At 62.0% G+C, this 20,309-nt stretch carries 20 protein-coding genes; 7 read left to right on the top strand and 13 right to left on the bottom strand.

Features of this window, described 5'->3' with window-relative positions; genetic code table 11:
• Positions 1-91: 91 nt before the first annotated feature.
• Entirely contained in the window at positions 92-562 is a 471-nt protein-coding gene (locus tag IB244_RS08660; protein WP_192303932.1) for an Lrp/AsnC family transcriptional regulator, read from the top strand.
• A gap of 1 nt (position 563) precedes the next feature.
• Here the strand turns inward: IB244_RS08660 and IB244_RS08655 are convergent, their stop codons facing one another.
• Positions 564-1,466: a GNAT family N-acetyltransferase gene (locus IB244_RS08655; protein WP_169679292.1), complete on the bottom strand. Its 903-nt coding sequence runs from the start codon at positions 1,464-1,466 to the stop codon at positions 564-566.
• A complete protein-coding gene (gene dut / locus IB244_RS08650) occupies positions 1,463-1,933 on the bottom strand; it encodes a dUTP diphosphatase (RefSeq protein ID WP_018855164.1) in 471 nt (156 codons plus the stop codon). Before dut ends, IB244_RS08655 begins: the two co-directional genes overlap by 4 nt.
• A gap of 90 nt (positions 1,934-2,023) precedes the next feature.
• Here dut and IB244_RS08645 point away from each other — a divergent pair, with 90 nt between their 5' ends.
• Positions 2,024-3,607 (top strand): peptide chain release factor 3, encoded by a 1,584-nt coding sequence (locus IB244_RS08645; RefSeq protein WP_018116811.1) that lies wholly within the window; start codon positions 2,024-2,026, stop codon positions 3,605-3,607.
• A 54-nt stretch (positions 3,608-3,661) separates the two neighbouring features.
• On the top strand, positions 3,662-4,183 hold the full coding sequence (gene tsaA, locus IB244_RS08640) for a tRNA (N6-threonylcarbamoyladenosine(37)-N6)-methyltransferase TrmO (RefSeq protein ID WP_192303930.1): 522 nt from the start codon (positions 3,662-3,664) through the stop codon (positions 4,181-4,183).
• A 3-nt stretch (positions 4,184-4,186) separates the two neighbouring features.
• Here the strand turns inward: tsaA and IB244_RS08635 are convergent, their stop codons facing one another.
• Positions 4,187-4,396 (bottom strand): molybdopterin-binding protein, encoded by a 210-nt coding sequence (locus IB244_RS08635; RefSeq protein ID WP_018855162.1) that lies wholly within the window; start codon positions 4,394-4,396, stop codon positions 4,187-4,189.
• A gap of 54 nt (positions 4,397-4,450) precedes the next feature.
• Entirely contained in the window at positions 4,451-5,965 is a 1,515-nt protein-coding gene (betC, locus tag IB244_RS08630) for a choline-sulfatase (protein ID WP_192303928.1), read from the bottom strand.
• A gap of 182 nt (positions 5,966-6,147) precedes the next feature.
• Between betC and IB244_RS08625 the strand changes: the two genes are divergently transcribed.
• Positions 6,148-7,050: a choline sulfate utilization transcriptional regulator gene (locus IB244_RS08625; RefSeq protein WP_192303926.1), complete on the top strand. Its 903-nt coding sequence runs from the start codon at positions 6,148-6,150 to the stop codon at positions 7,048-7,050.
• 8 nt (positions 7,051-7,058) lie between these two features.
• On the opposite strand, the gene otsA is transcribed toward IB244_RS08625, so the two are convergent.
• From otsA to IB244_RS08595, 6 genes are all read right to left on the bottom strand, one after another.
• A complete protein-coding gene (gene otsA / locus IB244_RS08620) occupies positions 7,059-8,435 on the bottom strand; it encodes an alpha,alpha-trehalose-phosphate synthase (UDP-forming) (protein WP_192303924.1) in 1,377 nt (458 codons plus the stop codon).
• 41 nt (positions 8,436-8,476) lie between these two features.
• A complete protein-coding gene (gene otsB / locus IB244_RS08615) occupies positions 8,477-9,271 on the bottom strand; it encodes a trehalose-phosphatase (protein WP_192303922.1) in 795 nt (264 codons plus the stop codon).
• Between the two features lie 90 nt (positions 9,272-9,361).
• The gene (locus IB244_RS08610; RefSeq protein ID WP_192304089.1) at positions 9,362-10,825 is read right to left on the bottom strand and encodes a S10 family peptidase; all 1,464 of its coding nucleotides are present in this window, start codon (positions 10,823-10,825) and stop codon (positions 9,362-9,364) included.
• A 147-nt stretch (positions 10,826-10,972) separates the two neighbouring features.
• Positions 10,973-12,265, bottom strand: coding sequence for a CynX/NimT family MFS transporter (locus tag IB244_RS08605; protein WP_192303920.1), 1,293 nt, complete (start codon positions 12,263-12,265; stop codon positions 10,973-10,975).
• Positions 12,262-12,939, bottom strand: a complete 678-nt coding sequence (locus IB244_RS08600; RefSeq protein WP_018116802.1) for a FadR/GntR family transcriptional regulator — start codon at positions 12,937-12,939, stop codon at positions 12,262-12,264. The genes IB244_RS08605 and IB244_RS08600 overlap by 4 nt, the downstream gene beginning before the upstream one ends.
• Before the next feature lie 449 nt (positions 12,940-13,388).
• Positions 13,389-14,300, bottom strand: a complete 912-nt coding sequence (locus IB244_RS08595) for a pirin family protein (protein ID WP_169679279.1) — start codon at positions 14,298-14,300, stop codon at positions 13,389-13,391.
• A 259-nt stretch (positions 14,301-14,559) separates the two neighbouring features.
• On the opposite strand from IB244_RS08595, the gene IB244_RS08590 reads away from it, so the two are divergent.
• Positions 14,560-15,369: a class II glutamine amidotransferase gene (locus IB244_RS08590; protein ID WP_025658667.1), complete on the top strand. Its 810-nt coding sequence runs from the start codon at positions 14,560-14,562 to the stop codon at positions 15,367-15,369.
• On the opposite strand, the gene coaBC is transcribed toward IB244_RS08590, so the two are convergent.
• On the bottom strand, positions 15,359-16,567 hold the full coding sequence (coaBC, locus tag IB244_RS08585) for a bifunctional phosphopantothenoylcysteine decarboxylase/phosphopantothenate--cysteine ligase CoaBC (RefSeq protein ID WP_192303918.1): 1,209 nt from the start codon (positions 16,565-16,567) through the stop codon (positions 15,359-15,361). The genes IB244_RS08590 and coaBC overlap by 11 nt on opposite strands.
• A gap of 123 nt (positions 16,568-16,690) precedes the next feature.
• On the opposite strand from coaBC, the gene IB244_RS08580 reads away from it, so the two are divergent.
• Both IB244_RS08580 and IB244_RS08575 read left to right on the top strand, forming a co-directional pair.
• Positions 16,691-17,098 carry a DUF2946 family protein gene (locus IB244_RS08580; RefSeq protein WP_169679276.1) on the top strand — a complete coding sequence of 136 codons (408 nt, stop codon included), beginning with the start codon at positions 16,691-16,693 and terminating at the stop codon, positions 17,096-17,098.
• 63 nt (positions 17,099-17,161) lie between these two features.
• Entirely contained in the window at positions 17,162-18,532 is a 1,371-nt protein-coding gene (locus IB244_RS08575) for a PepSY-associated TM helix domain-containing protein (RefSeq protein WP_192303916.1), read from the top strand.
• A 128-nt stretch (positions 18,533-18,660) separates the two neighbouring features.
• Here the strand turns inward: IB244_RS08575 and IB244_RS08570 are convergent, their stop codons facing one another.
• Positions 18,661-19,398 carry an SDR family oxidoreductase gene (locus tag IB244_RS08570; protein ID WP_018855151.1) on the bottom strand — a complete coding sequence of 246 codons (738 nt, stop codon included), beginning with the start codon at positions 19,396-19,398 and terminating at the stop codon, positions 18,661-18,663.
• Between the two features lie 132 nt (positions 19,399-19,530).
• Entirely contained in the window at positions 19,531-20,295 is a 765-nt protein-coding gene (locus IB244_RS08565; protein WP_018855150.1) for an SDR family oxidoreductase, read from the bottom strand.
• Positions 20,296-20,309: the final 14 nt, after the last annotated feature.

Genomic DNA, 20,309 nt, shown 5'->3' with positions numbered 1-20,309 from the left:
TCTCGATGGATGAAGACTATTGCGGCAGTGCGCTGCATTATATAGTTTGCATTAGGTTGGTTGCGGATCTTTCCTGTCATTGTGAGGGATAATGTCTGTTTTGCCTAATGATAATGTGATCGACGATGTCGACCAGAAGATCCTGGAGGCGTTGGCGGAGAACGCCCGCATCTCGTTGAAGGAACTGGCCCAGGCTGCCGGGCTGTCCTCGCCCAGTGCCGCTGAACGCCTCCGCCGCCTGGAAGAGCGCGGGATCATCGCCGCCTTCACGATCGACATCGACCCGGCGGCGCTTGGATATCCGCTGCAGGCGATCGTGCGCGTTCGGCCGCTGCCCGGGCAATTGCATGTCGTTCAGCGGATCATCCAGGAGACGCCTCAGTTCGTGGAATGCGACAAGGTGACGGGAGATGACTGTTTCATTGCCCGGCTCGTCGTCCGCTCGATGCCGCAGCTCGACACGATCCTCGACAAGGTTGCGGAGAAGGCCGAAACAAGCACCTCGATGGTCAAGGCATCGCCGGTCAAGCGGCGTCTGCCTCCGCTTTCGCGCGAGCGGTAGCTCAGAAGTCGGCCATCGGCGAGAGCATGGCTGGTCGATCGAAGGCGATGGTGCCGGGCGCTCGGATCATCAGACGCGTGTGGCTCTCAAGAGGCTTCGCCTGTCCACTCCAGTCAAGCTTTTCCGGGCAAAACAGCACATCGACGATCTCAGCCTCGACGTCGAGTGCACCAATGATCGTCGCGAGCGACGGGATACTGCCGCCGACGACGTCGAGCAGCATGACATGTCGCGGCGCGTCCATCTTCCATGCAACTGCGACCCGTTCCCGTTCCAGCCAGCTGATCCTGACGCCAGGATCGAGCTGGGTGTTGATCAGAAACATCGCGGCGCTCTCGCAAACGGCGAGCACGTCCGAGACCGGCTGACGCGTCTTCAAGGCGGCGCTTAACATCTTCAGGTCAGCCGTTTCTCGCGGATTGAGACGCCGGGCCGACCTCTGTGCTTTCGGTACCGTCGGTGCCTTGCCGGAATAAGCGTGCAGCGGCAGCACGCGAAAGCCGTAAGGTCCATAGAGCGCCGGCTTGTCGGTGTAGAGCACGATGGCTTCGAAACCCTTCTCCTCGCACCAGGCGAGCGCCTTTTGGGTCAGGTCGCGATACAAGCCGCGCCCACGCCAAGGCGGGCGAACCGCACCGGACTGGAAGGCGGCAGCATTCAGCGGTCGACCGTTGATAACAAGCGGCATTGCAAAGGCCGAAAGATTGGCGGCAAGCAGGCCATCGCCGTCAAACCAGCCGAAGGGCATGCTGCTCGGGTCCGGCCCGCCCATTTGCTGCAACGGTCCGATATCGATAGCGAATGTGTCCTTCAGGAGATCGACCAGTGCCTGCCAGGCCTTGAGGTCGCCGAAATAGTCTCGGCGGAAGGTCAGGCCGGAATGATCGATACCCTTGGAGGTCATACGCCGGTCGAGCCGAAGCCACCAGCGCCGCGCGCCGTGGCACTCGCCTCGGAGATTTCGCAGATATGGGCCTGGATTGCCGGCGCAATCACCATCTGCGCGATGCGCATGCCCCTTGTGATCTCAAACGGCTCTTCGCCGAGATTGATCAACAGGACTTTTACCTCGCCGCGATAGTCGCTGTCGATCGTTCCCGGCGTATTGAGGCAGGTGAGGCCGTGCTTGAAGGCAAGGCCGGAGCGCGGGCGTACCTGGCCCTCGAATCCTTCCGGAATTTCGAAGACGAAGCCCGTCGGCACCAGCGCACGCTTGCCAGGCTGTAGAATGGTCGGCGCGTCGGCATCAACGGCGGCGCGCAGGTCCATGCCGGCCGCCCCCTTGCTTTCGTAAGTGGGCAGATCGAGGCCCTGGCCATTGGCGAGGCGGATGATGTTGAGTGTCGGGCGCGTATCGGTATGGATTGTCATGGGGCATTAGTTTGCGCCCGATGCGCCAAGGTCAATTGCAATGACGGGCTTTAATCGCTAGATACGCCGCAATTCCACAGGATTCACATCATGGCCGAAAGTCTCGCCGAGGCGGTCTCCCGCCGCCGCACATTCGCTATTATCGCGCACCCGGACGCGGGTAAGACCACGCTCACCGAAAAACTGCTGCTGTTCGGCGGCGCCATCCAGCTTGCCGGCGAAGTCAAGGCAAAGAAGGATCGCATGCAGACGCGCTCCGACTGGATGAAGATCGAGCGTGAGCGCGGCATTTCCGTCGTCACCTCGGTCATGACGTTCGAGTACAAGGACAATGTCTTCAACATTCTCGATACGCCCGGCCACGAAGACTTCGCCGACGACACCTATCGCACGCTGACGGCCGTCGATGCCGCGGTCATGGTGATAGACGCCGCCAAAGGTATCGAGCCGCGGACGCTGAAGCTGTTCGAAGTCTGCCGCATGCGCGACATTCCGATCATCACCTTCATCAACAAGATGGACCGCGAAAGCCGCGACCCGTTCGAAATCCTGGATGAAGTCGAGGAAAAGCTGGCGCTCGATTGCGCGCCGGTGACGTGGCCGATCGGACGGTCGAAGACCTTCTGCGGCTCCTATCACCTCGCAACGAACGAGGTGCGCGGTGCCGACACGCAGGAGATCATGACGAAGGTCACCGATCCCGAGATGGTTGCCCATCGCTTGCCGGAAAACGAGCGCGACGCGTTCGTCGAGGAGACGACGCTGGCGATCGAGGCCTGCAAACCCTTCGACAAGAAGGCCTTCCTCGAAGGCCATCTGACGCCGGTTTTCTTTGGTTCGGCGCTGCGCAATTTCGGCGTTCGCGACCTCATTGACGCGCTCGGCGAGTTTGCGCCGCCGCCGCGCGACCAGGTGGCCGATATCCGCACCGTGCAGGCGACCGACAACAAGATGACCGCCTTCGTCTTCAAGATCCAGGCCAACATGGACCCGAACCATCGCGACCGCATCGCCTTTGCCCGCATCTGCTCCGGCAAGCTCGAGCGCGGCATGAAGGCTCGCCTGTCGCGTACCGGCAAACAGCTCGGTCTCACCGCGCCGCAGTTCTTCTTCGCCTCGCAGCGCCAGCTGGCCGATACGGCCTACGCCGGCGACGTCGTCGGCATTCCCAACCACGGCACGCTGCGCATCGGCGATACGCTGACGGAAGGAGAGTCGCTGGTGTTCCAGGGCGTGCCGAACTTCTCGCCGGAAATCCTGCGCCGCGTACGTCTGGAAGACGCCATGAAGGCGAAGAAGCTCAAGGAAGCGCTGCAACAGATGGCTGAAGAAGGCGTCGTCCAGCTGTTTTCGCCGGAAGATGGTTCGCCGGCTATCGTTGGCGTTGTCGGCGCCCTGCAGCTCGATGTTCTGAAGGAGCGCCTGATGGCCGAATATGGCCTGCCGGTTTCCTTTGAAATGTCGCGCTTTTCCGTCTGCCGCTGGATTTCGGCCGATCAGCCGGCGGAGCTCGAAAAGTTCATCACCGCGCGTCGCGGCGATATCGCGCGGGATCTGGATCATGATCCGGTGTTCCTGGCGCAGGACAGCTTCTCGCTGCGTTACGAGGCCGAGCGCTATCCGGCGATCAAGATGGCCGCCCTCAAGGAATATCACGCCGTCAAGGCGGCGTGATATTGGATTGGATACAACGATCTGCCATGATGCCGTTCCGAAAGGGAGCGGTTCATGGTTCGCGAGAATGAAATCAGGGAAAATGAGGTCGCCGTTGAAGTGCCCCCGGCGACCGACGCTGGCCTAGTGTTCATCGGGCGTATCTCGACGCCCTGGACCTCGCGCATGGAGACACCGCGCCAGGGGCGGCACGACGGTCCGCTCTGCAAAATCGAGATATTCGAGCCTTGGAGACAGGCTCTCAGGGGCGTGGAAGCCTTCGAGCGGCTGGAAATACTCTATTGGCTGGATCGGGCGCGGCGCGATCTTGTTCTGCAAAGCCCCGCCAATAGCGGAAAAGTCCATGGCACGTTTTCGCTTCGCTCGCCGGTGCGGCCAAATCCGATCGGTACCTCGATCGTCAAGCTGGAAGGGGTCGAAGTCGGCGTCTTGCTGGTGCGGGGGATGGATTGCCTGGACGGGACACCGCTTCTCGATCTGAAGCCCGATCGCACGCTGTTCAAGCCGATCGCACCGCCGCAGCCTGGCGATTTCCAGACCGGCGACGACGTAGCACATTATTGCAGGAAAGCCTGACCGTCAGTCGACGGCGATCATGACATCAGAGGCCTTGATGACCGCATAGGCGTCGCCGCCTGCGGCAAGCCCGAGTTCATCGACCGCTTCGTTGGTGATTGAGGCCGTGACGATGGAGCCGCCGCCGATATCGATCCGGACGTGCGCCGTGGTCGCACCCTTCTTCACCTCGACGATCTTTCCCTTCAAGCGATTGCGTGCACTGATCTGCATCGAAGCCTCCTGTTTTGCGTGCGGAGTGTAGTGGCTGAGGTGTGCTGCTGCAATTTACTCGCCGCGCGGATAGCGCTGGCTTTCCTCCAGTACGTTCAGATCCATGTGGTTGCGCATGTAACGCTCTGACGCCTTCTGCAGTGGCTGGTAGTCCCAAGGGTAGTACGCCCCATTCCGCAACGCTTCGTAGACCACCCAGCGGCGTGCCTGGCTTTCGCGCACGGCGGCATCGAAATTCTGCAGGTTCCAGCGTTTCTCGGCCAGGGCTGTGAGCTTCGCCAGGACGTCGGCATACCCGGTATCGCCGGCGAGGTTGATCAGCTCTTTCGGGTCCGCCTCCAGATCAAACAGCATCGGCGGGTCCCTGTCGCAGAGCGTCAGCTTGAAGCGGCCATCCCGCAGGCAGACGAGCGGCGCTTCCGACCCTTCCGCGGCGTACTCCATGGGCACCGGGCCACGACCGCCAGTGCCTGTTGCAAGTGGCGTCAGGTCCTCGCCATCCGTCCATGGCGCCAGCTTGGCAATGTCGATGCCCGCCAGTGCCGCCAGCGTCGGGGTCACATCAAGCGTCGAGACAGGCTGCCGGATAGAGGCCGGTGTCCAGCCCAGCGCCGCGATCGTCAGGGGCACCCGCGATGAACCGTCGAAAAAGCACATCTTGAACCAGAGGCCGCGGTCGCCAAGCATGTCGCCGTGGTCGGAAACGAACAGAACGATCGTATTGTCCGCCATCCGCCCGCGCTCGAGCACGTCAAGGATCTCGCCGATCTTGTCGTCGATGTAGGAGATACTGGCGAAGTAGCCCTGTCGCGCGCGCCGGATCTGTTCCGGCGTGATGTCGAAGGCATCATAGTCACAGGCTTTCAACAGACGCTGCGAGTGCGGATCCTGCTCGTCGAACGGAATTGTGCCGACCTCAGGATCCAGCGCTGGGGAATTCTCGTAGAGGTCCCAGTACTTGCGGCGCGCGACATAGGGGTCGTGCGGATGCGTGAAGCTCACCGTCAGGCACCAGGGGCGGTCGTCGTGACGGCGCGAGAGGTCGTAGAGCTTGCGGGTCGCGTTGTAGGCGACCTCGTCATCATACTCCATCTGATTGGTGATTTCTGCAACGCCGGCGCCCGTCACCGAGCCGAGATTGTGGTACCACCAGTCGATGCGCTCGCCGGGCTTGGTGTAGTCAGGCGTCCAGCCGAAATCGGCGGGATAGATGTCGGTCGTCAGACGTTCCTCGAAGCCATGCAGCTGGTCGGGGCCGACGAAATGCATCTTTCCCGACAGGGCGGTATGATAGCCCGCTGCCCGCAGGTGGTGCGCGAAGGTCGGGATATCGGACGCAAACTCGGCGGCATTGTCATAAACGCGAGTCCGGCTCGGCAACTGCCCGGACATGAAGGATGCCCGTGCCGGGGCGCAAAGCGGACTTGCCGTATAGGTGTTGGCGAAGCGCACCGAACGCTCTGCCAGGGCCTTCAGATGAGGCGCGTGAAGAAAATCAGCCGGTCCGTCTGGAAACAGCGTGCCATTGAACTGATCGACCATCAGAATGAGAATATTCGGGCGCGCCATGCGTATCGTCCTTCAGTTTGCGAGAGCGGGAACTTAGCCGCGTCTGCGGAGGTCTTCTAGTTGGCATCGACTGCTTAGAGTTCGAGAATCCCTCACGTTTGCCATCTGTTTGATTTATTGATTATCAATATCGCATGACCTGTGAAGTAGGCATTTTTTGACGTCTCCTCTAAGGAATTTTTATGGAAAGCCGTCGTCTCGATCTTGGGTGGATGCGCATCTTCGCGGAAATTGGCAAGACTGGGAGCCTGTCGGCGGCGGCAAGTGTTCTTGGCCTGACTCAGCCGGCCGTGAGCTATCAGATCCGTCGTTTGGAGGAGCAACTCGGCGTCAGCCTGTTGAAGCGGCAGCATCGGGGAGTGGAGTTGACGCCGGAAGGCCAGCGTCTCCTCGATGTCGTGGCAAAGAGTGTCAGCGACATCGATGAACTGGCGCGGCGATTCGCCAACGAAGCAGATCGGCCGATCATCCGGTTGCGCACGGATTATGCGTTTTCCGCGCTATGGCTGATTCCGCGCATGCATGCGTTCCGCGCCCTTTACCCGAACGTCGATATTCAGATTGTCGCGACGCAGCGAGTGCAGGGCGGCCGCTCTGATGACGGCGATGTTGCCGTTGTCTTTGGTACGCGCGCGGAGTTCGAGCGCCAGGCCGTTCTGCTCTTGCCGGAAAGGGTCACGCCCGTCTGTACGCAGGGCTTCCTTGATCGCCATGGCGCTATCGTCACGCCGGCTGACCTTGCCCGCGCACGCCTGATCCATCTCGATGCGCCGGAGCCTTCGCCTTGGTTCGATTGGCGGCGGTACTTCGCGCAACTCGGGGTCAGTCGCAATCCTAACGCGGGGCAGGGCGATCTGAGCTTCAACACATACTCTCTGGTCGTGCAGGCCGCTATCGGTGAGCAGGGCGTTGCCATCGGATGGATGGGCCTCGTCGACCCGCTGCTCGCGTCGGGGATGCTGAGAACCGCAGGCCCGACGCTGGAGGCGACGGACCGGGGTTACTGGCTGTTGCCGCCGCGAACACGCGACGCTCAAAGCGATCTGCTCACGGCATGGCTTATGGCAGAGGCGGGAATCGTCTGAACTCGCGCTCAGGCAGCCAGGTCATTGAGGAAGTCGTCGCACCAGCGCGACACGTCGTGCTCAAGCAGATAGTCCATCATCCGCTGCCAGCGCTCGCGGCGCTCTTCCATCGGCATGTTCAGGGCGCGCGCCAGCGCGTTGGCCGTTCCTTCAATATCATAGGGATTGACCAGCAGCGCGCCGCTCTTCAATTCGCGCGCCGCGCCTGCAAAGCGGGAGAGCACCAGAACGCCGGGATCTTCCGGGTCCTGCGCTGCGACATATTCCTTTGCCACGAGGTTCATGCCGTCGCGAAGCGGCGTGACCAGTCCGACTTTGGCGAGCCGATAGAGACCGGCGAGGATTGGGCGGCTGACGGAGCGGTTGATATAGCGGACCGGCACCCAGTCCACGGTTCCCAAGGCACCGTTGACGCGGCCTGCCTGCTCCGCGACGGTGCGTTGCATCTGTTCGTATTCCGGCACCTCCGACCGCGATTTCGGGGTGATCTGGAGATAGGTTACCTTGCGCTGGTGGGCCGGATTGTTGACGACGAAGCGCTCGAAGGCATCCAGCCGCTGCGTGATGCCCTTGGAGTAATCCAGCCGATCGACGCCGATGATCAGGTCGCGGTCCTTGATGCTCTGCCGCGCCCTCTGCACCATGTGATGGCTGCCGGCCCTCTTGGCGAACTCGGCAAAGGCGGCCGTCTCGATGCTGATGCCGTAGGCTCCGCCCTTGAAGACCTTACCATTCGCCGTGAAGCGGCCGTCGCCGATGGCATCGCCCATATCCTCGCGGCGAAGGCAACCGGCGAAGTTCTCCAGATCGTGGTCCGTCTGGAAGCCGACAAGATCGTAGGCCGCAAGTCCGTGCATGATCTCCTCGTGAACCGGCATGGTGTAGAGCACATCGGCGGGCGGCCAGGGAATGTGCAGGAAAAAGCCGATGCGGTTCTTGAAGCCCATCTGCCGCAATTCCGCGGCCAGCGGAATCAGATGGTAGTCATGTACCCAGATGATGTCGTCAGGCTTTAGCAACGGCGCCAGCCGATGCGCGAAGAAGCGATTGACGCGGAAATATCCCGCCATCTCCTTGCGGCCGTATTCCGCAAGGTCCAGCCGATAGTGACAGATCGGCCAAAGCACGCGATTGGCGAAGCCGAAGTAGTATTCCTCGACGTCCTTGCCGGTGAGATCGGTCAGTGCATAGGTGATCTTGCCTTCCTCCGTCAGGGAGAGCGGGCCGGGCTCGTTGTTTTCGCTCGACTTGCCGGACCAACCCATCCAGATACCGCCGCGTTCTTCTAGCGCCGCCTTCAGCGCCACCGCCAGTCCGCCGGCCGAGGCTGCGCCCTCCGTCACGGGAGCTGGCACGCGATTGGAAACGATGACGAGACGGGACACGAAAATTCCTTTCCTGGGAGGGCAGCACGTGGTGCTTGGGATCAAACGGCGAGCTGCGCGATCAGTTCCCGCACCGCCGACGCCGAAGGCAGCGTCAAGGCGGCGGTGGTGTCGGAGGGCGAGCCGACCCGAACGGAGAGGCCGCCCTGGCGATTGGCGACACGGAACATCGCCTCATCCGTGACGTCGTCACCGATGGTGATCGGACGCCTGCCGGCAAATGGCGGCATCGAAAGAAACGCCTCTATGGCCTGACCTTTGTCGGCGCTGGCCGGTCGGATTTCGAGAACCATCTTGCCGCGCTGCAAGGTCCAGTCGGGCCCTACCTTGGACAGCATGGCCTCCATGATCGGCTCCACCTCTGCCTGCCTCTGCGGCGCAAGGCGATAGTGAGCGGCAACGGCGGCGCCTTTGTCTTCCACGATGACACCGTCCAGGCTTTCAGCCGCCCTGCGAAGATCCGCTTTCATCGCTTCGAATGCGCCAGTGGTCTCGGCTTTCGCGACGCTGCCGTCCGGTCGACGGAGTTCGGCGCCGTGTAAGCCGGCGATCGGAAAACGAAATGGCGCAAACAGCGCGTCGGCATAGGCAAGCGCTCGCCCTGTTACCAAGGCAAGCGCACCGCCAAGCCTTCGCGAGACCGCGTCAAGCGCCGCCGGCAAAGACGGCGGCACGACAATCGCGTCCGGCATCTCGGCCAGGTCAAGCACCGTCCCATCGATATCGAGAAAAAGAGCGCAGTCTTGAGGGGAGGACGAAAGGGCGCTCAGCAATTCCGTCTGCCCCGAGGCCGGTTGCGGCATCGTGGCAGGAAATGGCTTACTGGGGTATGACATGGTGACTTACCTATGTCGGCATCGGCCGAAGGCAACCCATTTTGGCGTAAAACGCGAGAAAATCTCAGGTTTTCGCGTTGGATACCCAGTTCATTCAGCCGGCATTGCAGCAGAACGTCCGGCGAAGAAGGCCCTTGCCCCGGCGGTGAAGGCAGCGCGCTGGTCGGCCCGCGTATAGAACATGTGGCCGCCACGATAAACCTTCAGCGCCACGCGCTCGCCGGCAAGCGACGCCGGCAGGTGGTCGACAACATAGCGGCTCACCCCATAGGGCGTCACGAGATCGCTATAGCCATGGGCGATCAGCAGGCGGAATTTCGGATTGGAGGCGAGAAGCTGGCGGATATCGTCGGTAACGCTCGCCTGCCGCATGGAACCGCCGCCACGCCCGCCCCATTCCCACTTGCGATTGATATCGCTGTCGAGCAGCGAATAGGTCATCTCGGTCTTGAATCCGAGTTCACTGCGCGCATAGTCGGCGAAGGCCCCGCCATAGGCACGGGTGAACCCGTCGAGGATGGCGTCGTCGCCGCGATCGGAGTCTGATTCCGGATAAGGATCGGGCGTCGAGAACGCCGCGTCGTAAGGGCTGACAACGCGCCCGTCCTGCCCTTCTGATTGCTTGGCGTAAGCATTTCCGAGGAAGCCACGGTTCTTCTCAACGACATCTGAGGGGATCCCGGTCATGCCGGCAATTTTCTCGTAAAAGGCCTTAGCGGCTTCGCCTGTTGGCGTCGGGCCGGCGAGTGTCGTGAGATAGTCGCCAAGCGCAAATTTCTCCGCATCGCGCTGTTGCCCTTCATCGAAAGCGCTGCGTCTGTCCATGTGCGCTGCTGCAAGCGAGGGGAATTCGAGTGCCGCGCCGAGCGCAAACTGATCAGCATTGAACATCAGTTGCCCCTCGAGCAGCGGCGAAAGCATGATCGCGCCCGAGACGATAATGCCCTGGCTGTCCTTCAGGGCGCCGGCCACCTTGGCGGCGCGAAAGCCGCCATAGCTCTCGCCGAGAAGATACTTGGGCGAACCGGATCGATTGTTGTGAGTGACATAAAGAGCGATCGCCTTCGCGATGCTCTCTGCGTCGGAATTGACGTTGTAGTATTTGGAGGCGTCGTCGGCCTTGGCGGTCCGGCTCCAGCCAGTTCCGATCGGATCGATGAAAACAAGATCAGTAAAGTCGAGCCAGGTGTGCGGGTTGTCGACCAACTTCGCGTCGGCCCCATCGTCGCCTTTCGGGCCGAAGTCCAGGATACGCGGCCCCATCAGGCCGAGATGCAGGAATGCCGACGCCGCACCGGGGCCGCCATTGAAGGCAAAGGTCAGCGGGCGGTCGGGGGCGCCTTTCTTGGCGACATAGGCCGTGTAGAATATAGCGCCTGTTTTGGTGCCGTCTTGCGCGAAGAGATCAAGCGTTCCGGCCGTGGCCACATAGTCGAGCGTCCGGTCGCCGATCTTCAGTGCGTGTTGGGTGACCGAGTCCTCCGGCAGCAGCTTCAGTACGCCGTCGCTCGATGAGGCCCGTGTGGCAGGTTCGCCTCGACCCTCCTGCGACATGGCGGGTGCGAGTGGCGCCAGCAAGGCTGTTGCAAGCAGGATGGCGGATAGGAAACGCAAAACTTGTCCTCCGACGGAAGCGGTATTGGAGGCGTAACCTAAACATCGCCGTCTGGCGGGAGAAATCAACAGATGGTGAGGGGGGCGTTAGTCCATTTTTTCGATCGTCTGCGCATTCACATATTCCGCGCGGCCGGCGTTCCAGCCGTTGATCGCAGCCCCGGCGCCAAGCGCGACGAAAAGCACGGCCGACCACGCAAAGCTGCCGGTCCAGCCGCGGATGAGCCCGACGACCAGCGGGCCAATCGCCGCAAGCAGGTAGCCCACGCATTGCGCCATGCCGGAAAGATGGGCCGCCACATGCGGATCGCGGGAGCGCAGCACGATTGTCGTCATGGCGACGGCGATCAGGCCGCCCTGGCCGATGCCCTGCAGCACGGCCCAGACCCAGATCGTCGAGAGCGGCGCAAACAGTAGGCCGAGCAAGGCGACGACGGCGACGGCACAGAGCGACGCGTTGATCAGTCGCTGATCCTTGCCCCTCACGGCGATCTGCGGAGCTACAAGGCAAGCCGCGGCCTGAACCATCACCGATACCGAAACGATCGCTCCCGCGGTGACACCGTCAACGCCGCGCTCGCGCAGGATGGGAACGAGCCAGCCGAATACGCAATAAGCCAGAGCAGACTGCAGGCCCATGAAGAGCGTGACCTGCCATGCCAGCCGGTCTCGCCAGAGTCCTTGGACGGAAAAGCCGCTGCGCTTGACCTGGCTCTTGGTGGACAGCACTTGCGGCAACCAGATGATCCCGACGATCAGCGCGGGCAGCCCCCAGGCGGCCAGTGCGCTGGAGAGCGAGTCGCCGAGAACGTGCTCGAGCGGCAACGTGAAGCCCGCAGCACTTGCCGCGCCCGCGCAGAGCGCCATCGTGTAGAAGCCGGTCATCAGCGCGGCGCGATCGGCAAAGTCACGCTTGACCAAGCCAGGCAGCAGCACGTTGCCGACAGCAATGGAAGCGCCGGCGAGCGCGGTGCCGATAAACAGTAGCGGAACGGATGAAAGGCCCCGGAGCGCTGTCCCGAGGGCCAGCAGGATGAGTACCCCCAGAAGCGTACGCTCTGCTCCGATTCGTTGGGCAAGCCGCGGCGCCACTGGTGAAAAAGCACCGAGGCAGACGACGGGCAGGGTGGTCAGCAAGCTGGCGCCGAGCGACGAGAGGCCGAGTTCCGTCTTGATTTCGGGCAGCAGCGCGGAGGCGCTGGAGAAGACCGGCCGCAGATTGAAGGCGATCAGGACGAGACTAACCCCGAGAAGGAAGCGTGCCGCTGCACTGCTGCCCACTGGGGGTTGTGGTTGGGGAACGCTATCGGCTTCGGCATCGATAAGTTGCTCGCCCGCGAGGTCGTAGACCTCCGCGGAGTCCTGAAGGGGGGTGGTCATGAATGGAGCATCCGGTCGAGAGCGCTGATGATGGGAGCCATGAAGCGGCGAACGGCCGCGTCGGCCTGTTGCGGATCGCCGGTGGCGATCGCGTCGATGATGTCGGCATGCGCCTGCAGATCAGGCTCGGGAATCTCATTGTCCAAAGTCGCCGCGATCGTTTCGGCGATCGAGGCGGAGAAGAACTGATAGATCTCAACCATCGCGCGGTTGCCGGAAGCCGCAATGACGGCTTGGTGGAAGGCAAGGTCGCGTTCGACGAAGCCGCTTTTGTCGCCGCCTTCGAAATTGCCCCGCTTGGCGAGAAGCGCCCTCAATTCCGCAATGGTTTGCGGAGTTTGTCGTACCGCGGCCAGCCGCGCCGCCTCGACATCGAGTGCACACCGGGCCTCGAAGAGATCACGCAGACCGGCACGACGCGCCATGGTGAGCGGCAGCCTCGTATCGGTGGTAGACAGCACGTAGGTTCCGGAGCCCTGCCTGGTTTCGAGAAGGCCCTGCGACACCAGCACGCGGACGGCTTCCCGTATGGTGCCGCGGCTGACGGAGAGCATGGACGACAGCGTTGCCTCGTTGGGCAGTTTTTCCCCAACGGCCCAACGCTTACCCAATATCTCGGCGCGGATTGCCTCGATGGCCGTGTCGGCAAGCTTCGTTTTTGCGAGTGGTTGCATCGTCGGTATTCGTAAAGTCATTTGATGACTTTACGAATACGCCAAGATCGTGGGCGTCGTCAATCCTGTGATGGAAAATGAAAAGGGCCGCTCGAGGCGACCCTTTCCATGAGTTCTGGCCTGTAAATGGCCGGACCGTCAAAGCGATCCTAGGAAGGTGGGGCTTAGAGCGAGGGCTGCCTCGCTTTCATCACCACTTCCATGCCTTTTACGAGGTCTGAAATCTCATTAGACATTGGATCACCTTCCTTTCGTTCTGTTGTCGATGGAAAGAAGGTAGGATGATTCGTCCGCGATGCAAGAAAAAACCTCGGCCGAGTCGCTGCCACATCTTCAGGAATGCCCGATTTCATTTCCTCGCTGTCGGGAATACGCCAACGTTTACAATGAAATGTTGTTTCGTTGTGTCGATATACAGATTTAGTGGTAGCGCCTGTGGATAAGCCGGCTCAATGTGCGGCCTTGATGAAGGTGCCGTTCTGCAGTTCCCGCATCGCCTGCATGATCTCCTCTCGCGAGTTCATGACGATCGGCCCATGCCAGGCGACCGGCTCCTCGATTGGCTTGCCCGAAACGAGCAGAAAGCGGATGCCTTCGTCGCCGGCCTGCACGGTCACTTCATCACCGCTGTCGAAGACGACGAGCGTGCGGTTGCCGGACATATCGCGAATGTTCAACTCCTCCCCGTTGACCTCCTTCTCGACGCGGACGCCAAACGGCTTGGAGGCGTCGCGGAACGTTCCGGAGCCAACGAAGATATAGGCAAAGGCGTTGCGATAGGTGTCGACGGGCAGGCGCTTCTTCTTGCCCGGCGGCACCGAGACGTCGAGATAGATCGGTTCGGCAGCCACGCCGTCAACCGGGCCCGCCTTTCCCCAAAAGTTGCCGCAGATAACGCGTACGGCAGTGCCGTCGTCGTCGACCACGACAGGAATGTCGGCTGATTTGACGTCCTGATAGCGTGGCGCCGTCATCTTTAGCGACGAGGGCAGGTTGGCCCACAGCTGGAAGCCGTGCATCCGTCCGGCGAAATCGCCCTTCGGCATTTCCTGGTGCATGATGCCGCTGCCGGCCGTCATCCACTGGATGTCGCCGGCGCCGAGCAGGCCGCGATTGCCGAGGCTGTCGCCGTGCTCGACCGTGCCGGCGAGCACGTACGTGATCGTCTCGATGCCGCGATGCGGATGCCAGGGAAAGCCACGGATGTATTCGGCCGGATTGTCATTGCGGAAATCGTCCATCATAAGGAACGGGTCGGTCATTGACGGATCCCCGAAGCCGAAGACGCGATGCAGCTTCACGCCGGCGCCCTCCATCGTCGGAGTTGCGGTGCTCATATGCTTTACGGGACGGATCGACATGGCATCCTCTCGAAGGGTTCAACTTGCCCGGGACTATAGCCGCCTGACCGGCATCCGCGAAATCAGCCTGCCCGGCAACGCACTGTTCACAAAAGAAGATGCGCCATTGCGCAATGTGATCGCGTCCGCCGCCGGAAATTTGTCATCTTCCGCTTGCAAGCCACGAGGCCGTTCAGGTCTTATTAACCATCGGATTCGACAATCACTGTCGCGTTTCGGCATTCTCCCGCCTCAGGGCGGGCTCGGGAGTGGAAAGAGCATGTGTCGCTGGGCAGCCTATCGTGGAGACCCCCTCTATCTGGAGGAACTGGTGTCCTCGCCCGCGCACTCCTTGATCGAGCAGTCGCATTGCGCCACCCGCGCCAAAACCCCCACCAATGGCGACGGCTTCGGCATCGCCTGGTATGGCGACCGGCTGGAGCCAGGGCGCTACCGCGATACCTTGCCGGCTTGGTCCGACTGCAACCTGAAGAGCCTTGCGCGGCAGATCCGGTCGCCGTTGTTCTTGGCGCATGTGCGGGCCGCCACCGGCGGCGGCACGCGGCGCGACAACTGCCATCCCTTCACCTTCGGCAACTGGTCCTTCATGCACAACGGCCAGATCTCAGGCTTCGAACGGCTGCGCCGTCCCATGGAGGCCATGCTAGACGATGAGCTTTTCAACGCGCGCGGCGGGACCACCGATTCCGAACTGATGTTCCTGCTCGCCCTGCAGTTTGGCCTGCGCCAGACGCCGATGGCAGCCATGGCGGAGATGATACGCTTCGTAGAGGGCCTTGCCGAAAACGTCCTGGGTTCAGTCTTGGTGCGCTACACGGCCGCCTTTTCCGATGGCAAGTTACTCTATGCGATCCGTTATGCGACCGACCGCAAGGCGCCGACGCTCTACGCGTCTCCTGTCGGCAGGGGCTATTGCCTGGTGTCCGAGCCGCTCAACGACGATGTCGATGCCTGGGCGGAGATCCCGGATGGCAGTGCCGTTACGCTTGCCGACATTGGCCTCGATATCGCACCGTTTCGTCCGGCGCTGGCCGTGGCAAAGACCGCCCCGGTCGCGATTACTGCTTGAGCCGTTCAGCGATCATCGCCGCGAGCTTCGTCGCAACCTCTTCCTTCGCAAGGTCTGGCCACTGTTCGATGCCGCTGTGAGCGACGATCTTCACCCTGTTGCGAACGCCGCCCATGATGCCGGTTGCGGGCGAAACGTCGTTGGCGACGATGATGTCAGCCCCCTTGCGTTCGAGTTTCGCCATGGCGTTGCTCTCGACATCCTGGGTCTCCGCCGCAAAGCCGATCACCAGCTTCGGCCGCAGCGTGTGATGACCGACGGTCTTCAGAATATCGGGATTTTCAGTCAGCGCGAGCGTCGGGATGGATTCGCCCGGATGCTTCTTGATCTTCTGGTCGGCGGCCGAGGCAACACGCCAGTCGGCGACGGCCGCAACCATCACCGCGACATCGACGGGAAGCGCGGCGAGAACGGCGTCGCGCATCTGGTCTGCGCGCTCGACGTGAATGACCTTCACACCCATGGGATCAGGGACAGAGACTGGCCCGGAAACGAGTGTCACATCTGCCCCAAGGGCGGAGAGGGCGGCGGCAATCGCGTGCCCCTGACGGCCGGAAGAGCGATTGGCGATGTAGCGCACAGGGTCGATCGGCTCATGAGTCGGCCCCGAGGTGACGATCGCCTTGCGGCCGGTAAGCGGCCTCGGTCCATCGTTGAGCAGCGCTTCCGCGGCCGCGACGATCTCGAGCGGCTCAGCCATCCGGCCGACGCCCGCTTCGCGGCTCTCCGCCATCTCGCCTGACATCGGTCCGATAAAACGGATATGGTCGCCGCGCAGGGTCTCGACGTTGCGCTTGGTTGCCGGATGCGCCCACATGTGCGGGTTCATGGCGGGGGCGGCGAGTACCGGACGGTCGGTCGCAAGCAGCACCGTCGAGGCAAGGTCGTCCGCAAGCCCATTCGCCATCTTGGCGAGCAGGTCCGCCGTCGCCGGCGCAATCAGCACGAGGTCGCAATCGCGCGCCAGCCGGATATGGCCGACATCCTGCTCTTTCTGGCGGGAGAAAAGATCGGTGAACACATGATCGGCGGCGAGCGCGCCGACGGCAAGCGGCGTCACGAATTCCTGCGCCCCCGTCGTCATCAGCGGTCGCACGGACGCACCCCGCTCCCTGAGCCGTCGGATCAAGTCCAGGCTTTTATAGGCCGCGATCCCGCCTGAAATGATGAGGAGGATGCGTTTGCCGCTGAGAACCATGGCTTTTCCCATCGATTATCTGATTGCATCAAACCCTAAGCCTTTGGGGAATAATAAGCAATCGGCACCGGAAGCGCGTTGGTCGCAGTGACAATGCTGCCCTCTTGTGGCATGGAGCGAAGCATGGGGACCATGCGAAGCATCTTGCGGGATCGGGTATCGGCCAGCGCCGTCGCGCTGCTGGTCGCCTGTCTATTCCTGATCCAAGGACTGCTGAGCGGCACTGTGCAGGGTTCCATGGCGGCGTCCGCCGTCGATCCCTTCGCAATCATCTGCTCTTCAAGCGGACACGGTTCCATCGACGATGCCGGACATGGCAACTTGCCGGCCAAGAAGGCGCCCGAGTGCCCGTGCGGCACGCTCTGCCGTCTGGCATCGGCTGCCATGCCGGCAGTTCTCGCCGCGCAGGCGGCGGTCCTCTACGTCGCAGTCGAAACTGCAATCGACGCAGCGATCCGAACCGATGCTGACGTTTCGCCCGCTTTACGCGGGCGGATCGCTGAACCGCGAGCACCTCCCATTACTGCCTGACGTCATCGCTCGACCTCGCGCGCGTCACGCCGAGGTTCGATTTTCCTACGTTGGGAGTCCTCCATGTCCGATCTTACCATCGGTCGCGAGAGCGTCAGCGCCTCCGCGCGCTCCGCCTCCGACCTCTATCGCGCCGTCTGGCGCTGGCATTTTTACGCAGGCCTTCTTGTCCTGCCCTTCATGATCACGCTGGCGATCACCGGCGGCCTCTACCTGTTCAAGGATGAGATTGACGCGGTGATCCATTCCGAACTCAAGCGCGTCGAAGTGCAGCAAGGCGCAAACCGCGCGGCACCTTCCACGATGGTGGCTGCTGCCCTTGCTGTTTACCCCGGAATTGCAGTCAAGTTTACCGACCCTGCCACGCCCGATGCCTCTGCCGAAGTCACCATCGGCACCGAGGCGGAAGGCAAACTTGCCGTCTACGTCAATCCGTATACCGCTAAGGTGCTGGGCGCGTTGCCGGATCGCGGCACTGTCATGTGGACGATCCGCTACCTCCACAGCCTCAAATATTTCGGCAACTACGCGCGTATGCTGATCGAGATCGCCGCCGGATGGTCGATCCTGTTGGTTGCCACCGGCGTCTACCTCTGGTGGCCACGCCTACAGACAGGCGGTGTTCTCTCCGTTCGCGGCACCCCTAAGCGGCGGGTCTTCTGGCGGGACACTCATGCGGTCACCGGTATCTTCGTCGGCTTCTTCATCGTCTTCCTGGCCATCACAGGCATGCCTTGGTCGGGGGTCTGGGGCGGCAAGGTCAACGAATGGGCCAATGGCAACAACTTCGGCTATCCCGCGGGCGTGCGGGTTGCCGTGCCTATGTCCGACGAGCATCTCGACCACGTCGCCAAGACATCCTGGTCGCTGGAGCAGGCGCAAGTACCGCACTCGTCAGGGCACGCCCATCATGCACAGGCGATTGGCCTCGATGACGCCGTAGCCACCTTTGATCGTCTTGGCCTGCATCGGGGTTACGCCGTCAACATACCAACCACAGCGGATGGGGTGTTTACCGGATCGGTCTATCCCGACGATCTTTCCAAGCAGCGGGTCGTGCATCTCGACCAATATTCCGGGACGCCGCTGATCGACATGAGCTATGCCGACTACGGTCCGCTCGGCAAATCGCTCGAATGGGGCATCAACACTCATCTCGGTCAGCAGTTCGGGCTTGCGAACCAACTGGTGCTGCTTGCCGCTTGCGCGGCGATCATCCTGCTTGCGGTTTCGGCGGCCGTCATGTGGTGGAAGCGACGCCCAGCGGGCTCGCTCGGCGTCCCGCCGATGCCTGCTGACAAGCGTGTTGTCCGCGGCCTGATCGCGATGCTCGCTGTTTGCGGAGTGTTCTTCCCGTTCGTTGGCCTGTCGCTGGTCGTCATGCTGGCAGCGGACTGGGTCTATATCAGGAGCAGGACGAAGCGTTCGGCGTAAGTGCGGGCCGCGATCCGGCGCTTCTCCTCCCCGCCGTCGTCCTCATGATGCCGGCTGATGAACACGGAAAGGCCGCGGAGGAGAGGGGTCCGCGGCCTTCTCAGGCATCCTCTGATGGGTCTCGGTCCTCAGAGGTTACTCATCCCGCCATCGATAACGAGCTCACTGCCGACGATGTAGGGAGCCTCGTCGGAGGCGAGGAAGATGATGGTTTTGGCGACTTCGCCGGCATCGCCGAACCGGCCGACCGGGATCTGTGCCGCCCTTGCCTTGGTGTCGGTTTCCGACATGCCGAGCTTGCCATAGAGCGGTGTCGCGATGGGCCCGGGGCTGACGGCGTTGACGCGAATGCCGCGGCCGATCAGTTCACCGGAGAGCGTCTTTGCAAGCGTCAGCAGCGCGCCCTTGGTCAGGGCGTAGACGCTCGAATTCGGCATGCCGATATGGGCATTGATCGACGTGTTGAGAACGATCGAAGCCTGCTTCGAAAACAGCGGCAGAAGGGCCTGGATCAGAAAGAAAGGTCCCTTGACGTTGATCGCGACCGACCTGTCGAAGGCTTCCTCGCTCCATTGTTCGAGCGCACCGAACTCCGCCACGCCGGCGTTGACGAAAAGAATGTCGAGATGCCCGAAGCTCTCCTTGATCGCGCCGGCGACGACCTTCTGGCCGGCTGCGTTGCCGGCATCCGCCTGGATGACCAACGCCTTGTCGCCAAATTCGGCACGGGCCGCCGCGACGCTCTTTTCGCTGCTGCCGGTGATGGCAACGCGAGCGCCTTCGGCGATGAATTGACGGGCGGTTTCGAGGCCGATGCCGCTGGTGCCGCCGGTGATCAGGGCTGTCTTGTTCTGTAAGCGTGCCATTGTCGTGAGTTCCTGTGTTCCCGTTGGGCGAGCGCCCGTTGCTGCCTTGGATGATGTGATGAAAATGCCGTCGCGATAATCCGCTCTTTTCCGGAAAGCTTGTCCAGTCAGAGCGGATAGTCGAACGCAGGATCAGGTGCGGGTGATCGATGCGCCACCATCGACCAACGAGGCCGTACCGGTGACGAAGCTCGAGTCGTCGGATGCGAGGTAGAGTACGGAGCGCGCAAGTTCCTCTGGCGCTGCGACACGCTTCAGCGCATGCAGGTTGGTGATGAAGCTCTGCTTGCCCTCAGTGTCGTTCATCTCGCGATACATGTCGGTATCGACCGCACCCGGCAGAACCGCGTTTACGCGCACGTTCTTCGGGCCGAATTCGGCAGCGAGCGCCTGCGTCAGGCCAATAAGGCCGGATTTGCTGGCGGCATAAGCGGCAACGCCGGGGAAGGCGAAGCTGTAGCCGACGAAAGTCGAGGTGAAGATGACGGAGCCGCCGCCATCCTTTTCCATCTGCGCGATCTGATGCTTGGCAGCCAGGAAGGAGGCCGTCAGGTTGATCGTCAGCGCTTCGGTGAAACCGGCCTCGGAAACACCGGTGCTCGGGCCGGCTTCGCCAAGGATGCCGGCATTGTTGAAGGCAATGTCGAGCTTGCCGTAGCGCTCGACGGCGGTGGCGACCAGCGCCTTGTGATAGTCTTCCGAGCGGACGTCGCCGGCAACTGCAACGGCATATCCGCCGGCTGCCTTGATCTCTGCGACCAGGCTTTCGAGTTCAGCCTGGCGGCGGGCGCCGACGACGACCTTGGCGCCTTCGGCCGCAAAGAGCTTGGCCGTTGCGCGACCGATGCCGGCACTTGCGCCAGTGACGATGGCGACTTTTCCATTCAAGCGGTTCATTGTTCCATCTCCAG

The sequence above is a fragment of the Rhizobium sp. RHZ02 genome (assembly GCF_014851575.1).
Classification (GTDB): domain Bacteria; phylum Pseudomonadota; class Alphaproteobacteria; order Rhizobiales; family Rhizobiaceae; genus Rhizobium; species Rhizobium altiplani.
This window is presented reverse-complemented; position numbering and strand designations above follow the sequence as displayed.

Bases quoted from the DNA above. Each gene is read 5' to 3' on its own strand.
- IB244_RS08635 (WP_018855162.1), bottom strand. From the start codon at position 4,396: ATGCAGATCAGTGCACGCAATCGCTTGAAGGGAAAGATCGTCGAGGTG.
- IB244_RS08610 (WP_192304089.1), bottom strand. From the start codon at position 10,825: ATGTCGCAGGAGGGTCGAGGCGAACCTGCCACACGGGCCTCATCGAGC.
- IB244_RS08655 (WP_169679292.1), bottom strand. From the start codon at position 1,466: ATGACCTCCAAGGGTATCGATCATTCCGGCCTGACCTTCCGCCGAGAC.
- IB244_RS08600 (WP_018116802.1), bottom strand. From the start codon at position 12,939: ATGCAACCACTCGCAAAAACGAAGCTTGCCGACACGGCCATCGAGGCA.
- IB244_RS08590 (WP_025658667.1), top strand. From the start codon at position 14,560: ATGTGTCGCTGGGCAGCCTATCGTGGAGACCCCCTCTATCTGGAGGAA.
- coaBC (WP_192303918.1), bottom strand. From the start codon at position 16,567: ATGGTTCTCAGCGGCAAACGCATCCTCCTCATCATTTCAGGCGGGATC.
- IB244_RS08565 (WP_018855150.1), bottom strand. From the start codon at position 20,295: ATGAACCGCTTGAATGGAAAAGTCGCCATCGTCACTGGCGCAAGTGCC.
- dut (WP_018855164.1), bottom strand. From the start codon at position 1,933: ATGACAATCCATACCGATACGCGCCCGACACTCAACATCATCCGCCTC.
- IB244_RS08625 (WP_192303926.1), top strand. From the start codon at position 6,148: ATGGAAAGCCGTCGTCTCGATCTTGGGTGGATGCGCATCTTCGCGGAA.
- IB244_RS08595 (WP_169679279.1), bottom strand. From the start codon at position 14,300: ATGTCGATCCGTCCCGTAAAGCATATGAGCACCGCAACTCCGACGATG.
- IB244_RS08645 (WP_018116811.1), top strand. From the start codon at position 2,024: ATGGCCGAAAGTCTCGCCGAGGCGGTCTCCCGCCGCCGCACATTCGCT.
- IB244_RS08605 (WP_192303920.1), bottom strand. From the start codon at position 12,265: ATGACCACCCCCCTTCAGGACTCCGCGGAGGTCTACGACCTCGCGGGC.
- betC (WP_192303928.1), bottom strand. From the start codon at position 5,965: ATGGCGCGCCCGAATATTCTCATTCTGATGGTCGATCAGTTCAATGGC.
- IB244_RS08570 (WP_018855151.1), bottom strand. From the start codon at position 19,398: ATGGCACGCTTACAGAACAAGACAGCCCTGATCACCGGCGGCACCAGC.
- otsB (WP_192303922.1), bottom strand. From the start codon at position 9,271: ATGTCATACCCCAGTAAGCCATTTCCTGCCACGATGCCGCAACCGGCC.
- tsaA (WP_192303930.1), top strand. From the start codon at position 3,662: ATGGTTCGCGAGAATGAAATCAGGGAAAATGAGGTCGCCGTTGAAGTG.
- IB244_RS08575 (WP_192303916.1), top strand. From the start codon at position 17,162: ATGTCCGATCTTACCATCGGTCGCGAGAGCGTCAGCGCCTCCGCGCGC.
- IB244_RS08660 (WP_192303932.1), top strand. From the start codon at position 92: ATGTCTGTTTTGCCTAATGATAATGTGATCGACGATGTCGACCAGAAG.
- IB244_RS08580 (WP_169679276.1), top strand. From the start codon at position 16,691: ATGGGGACCATGCGAAGCATCTTGCGGGATCGGGTATCGGCCAGCGCC.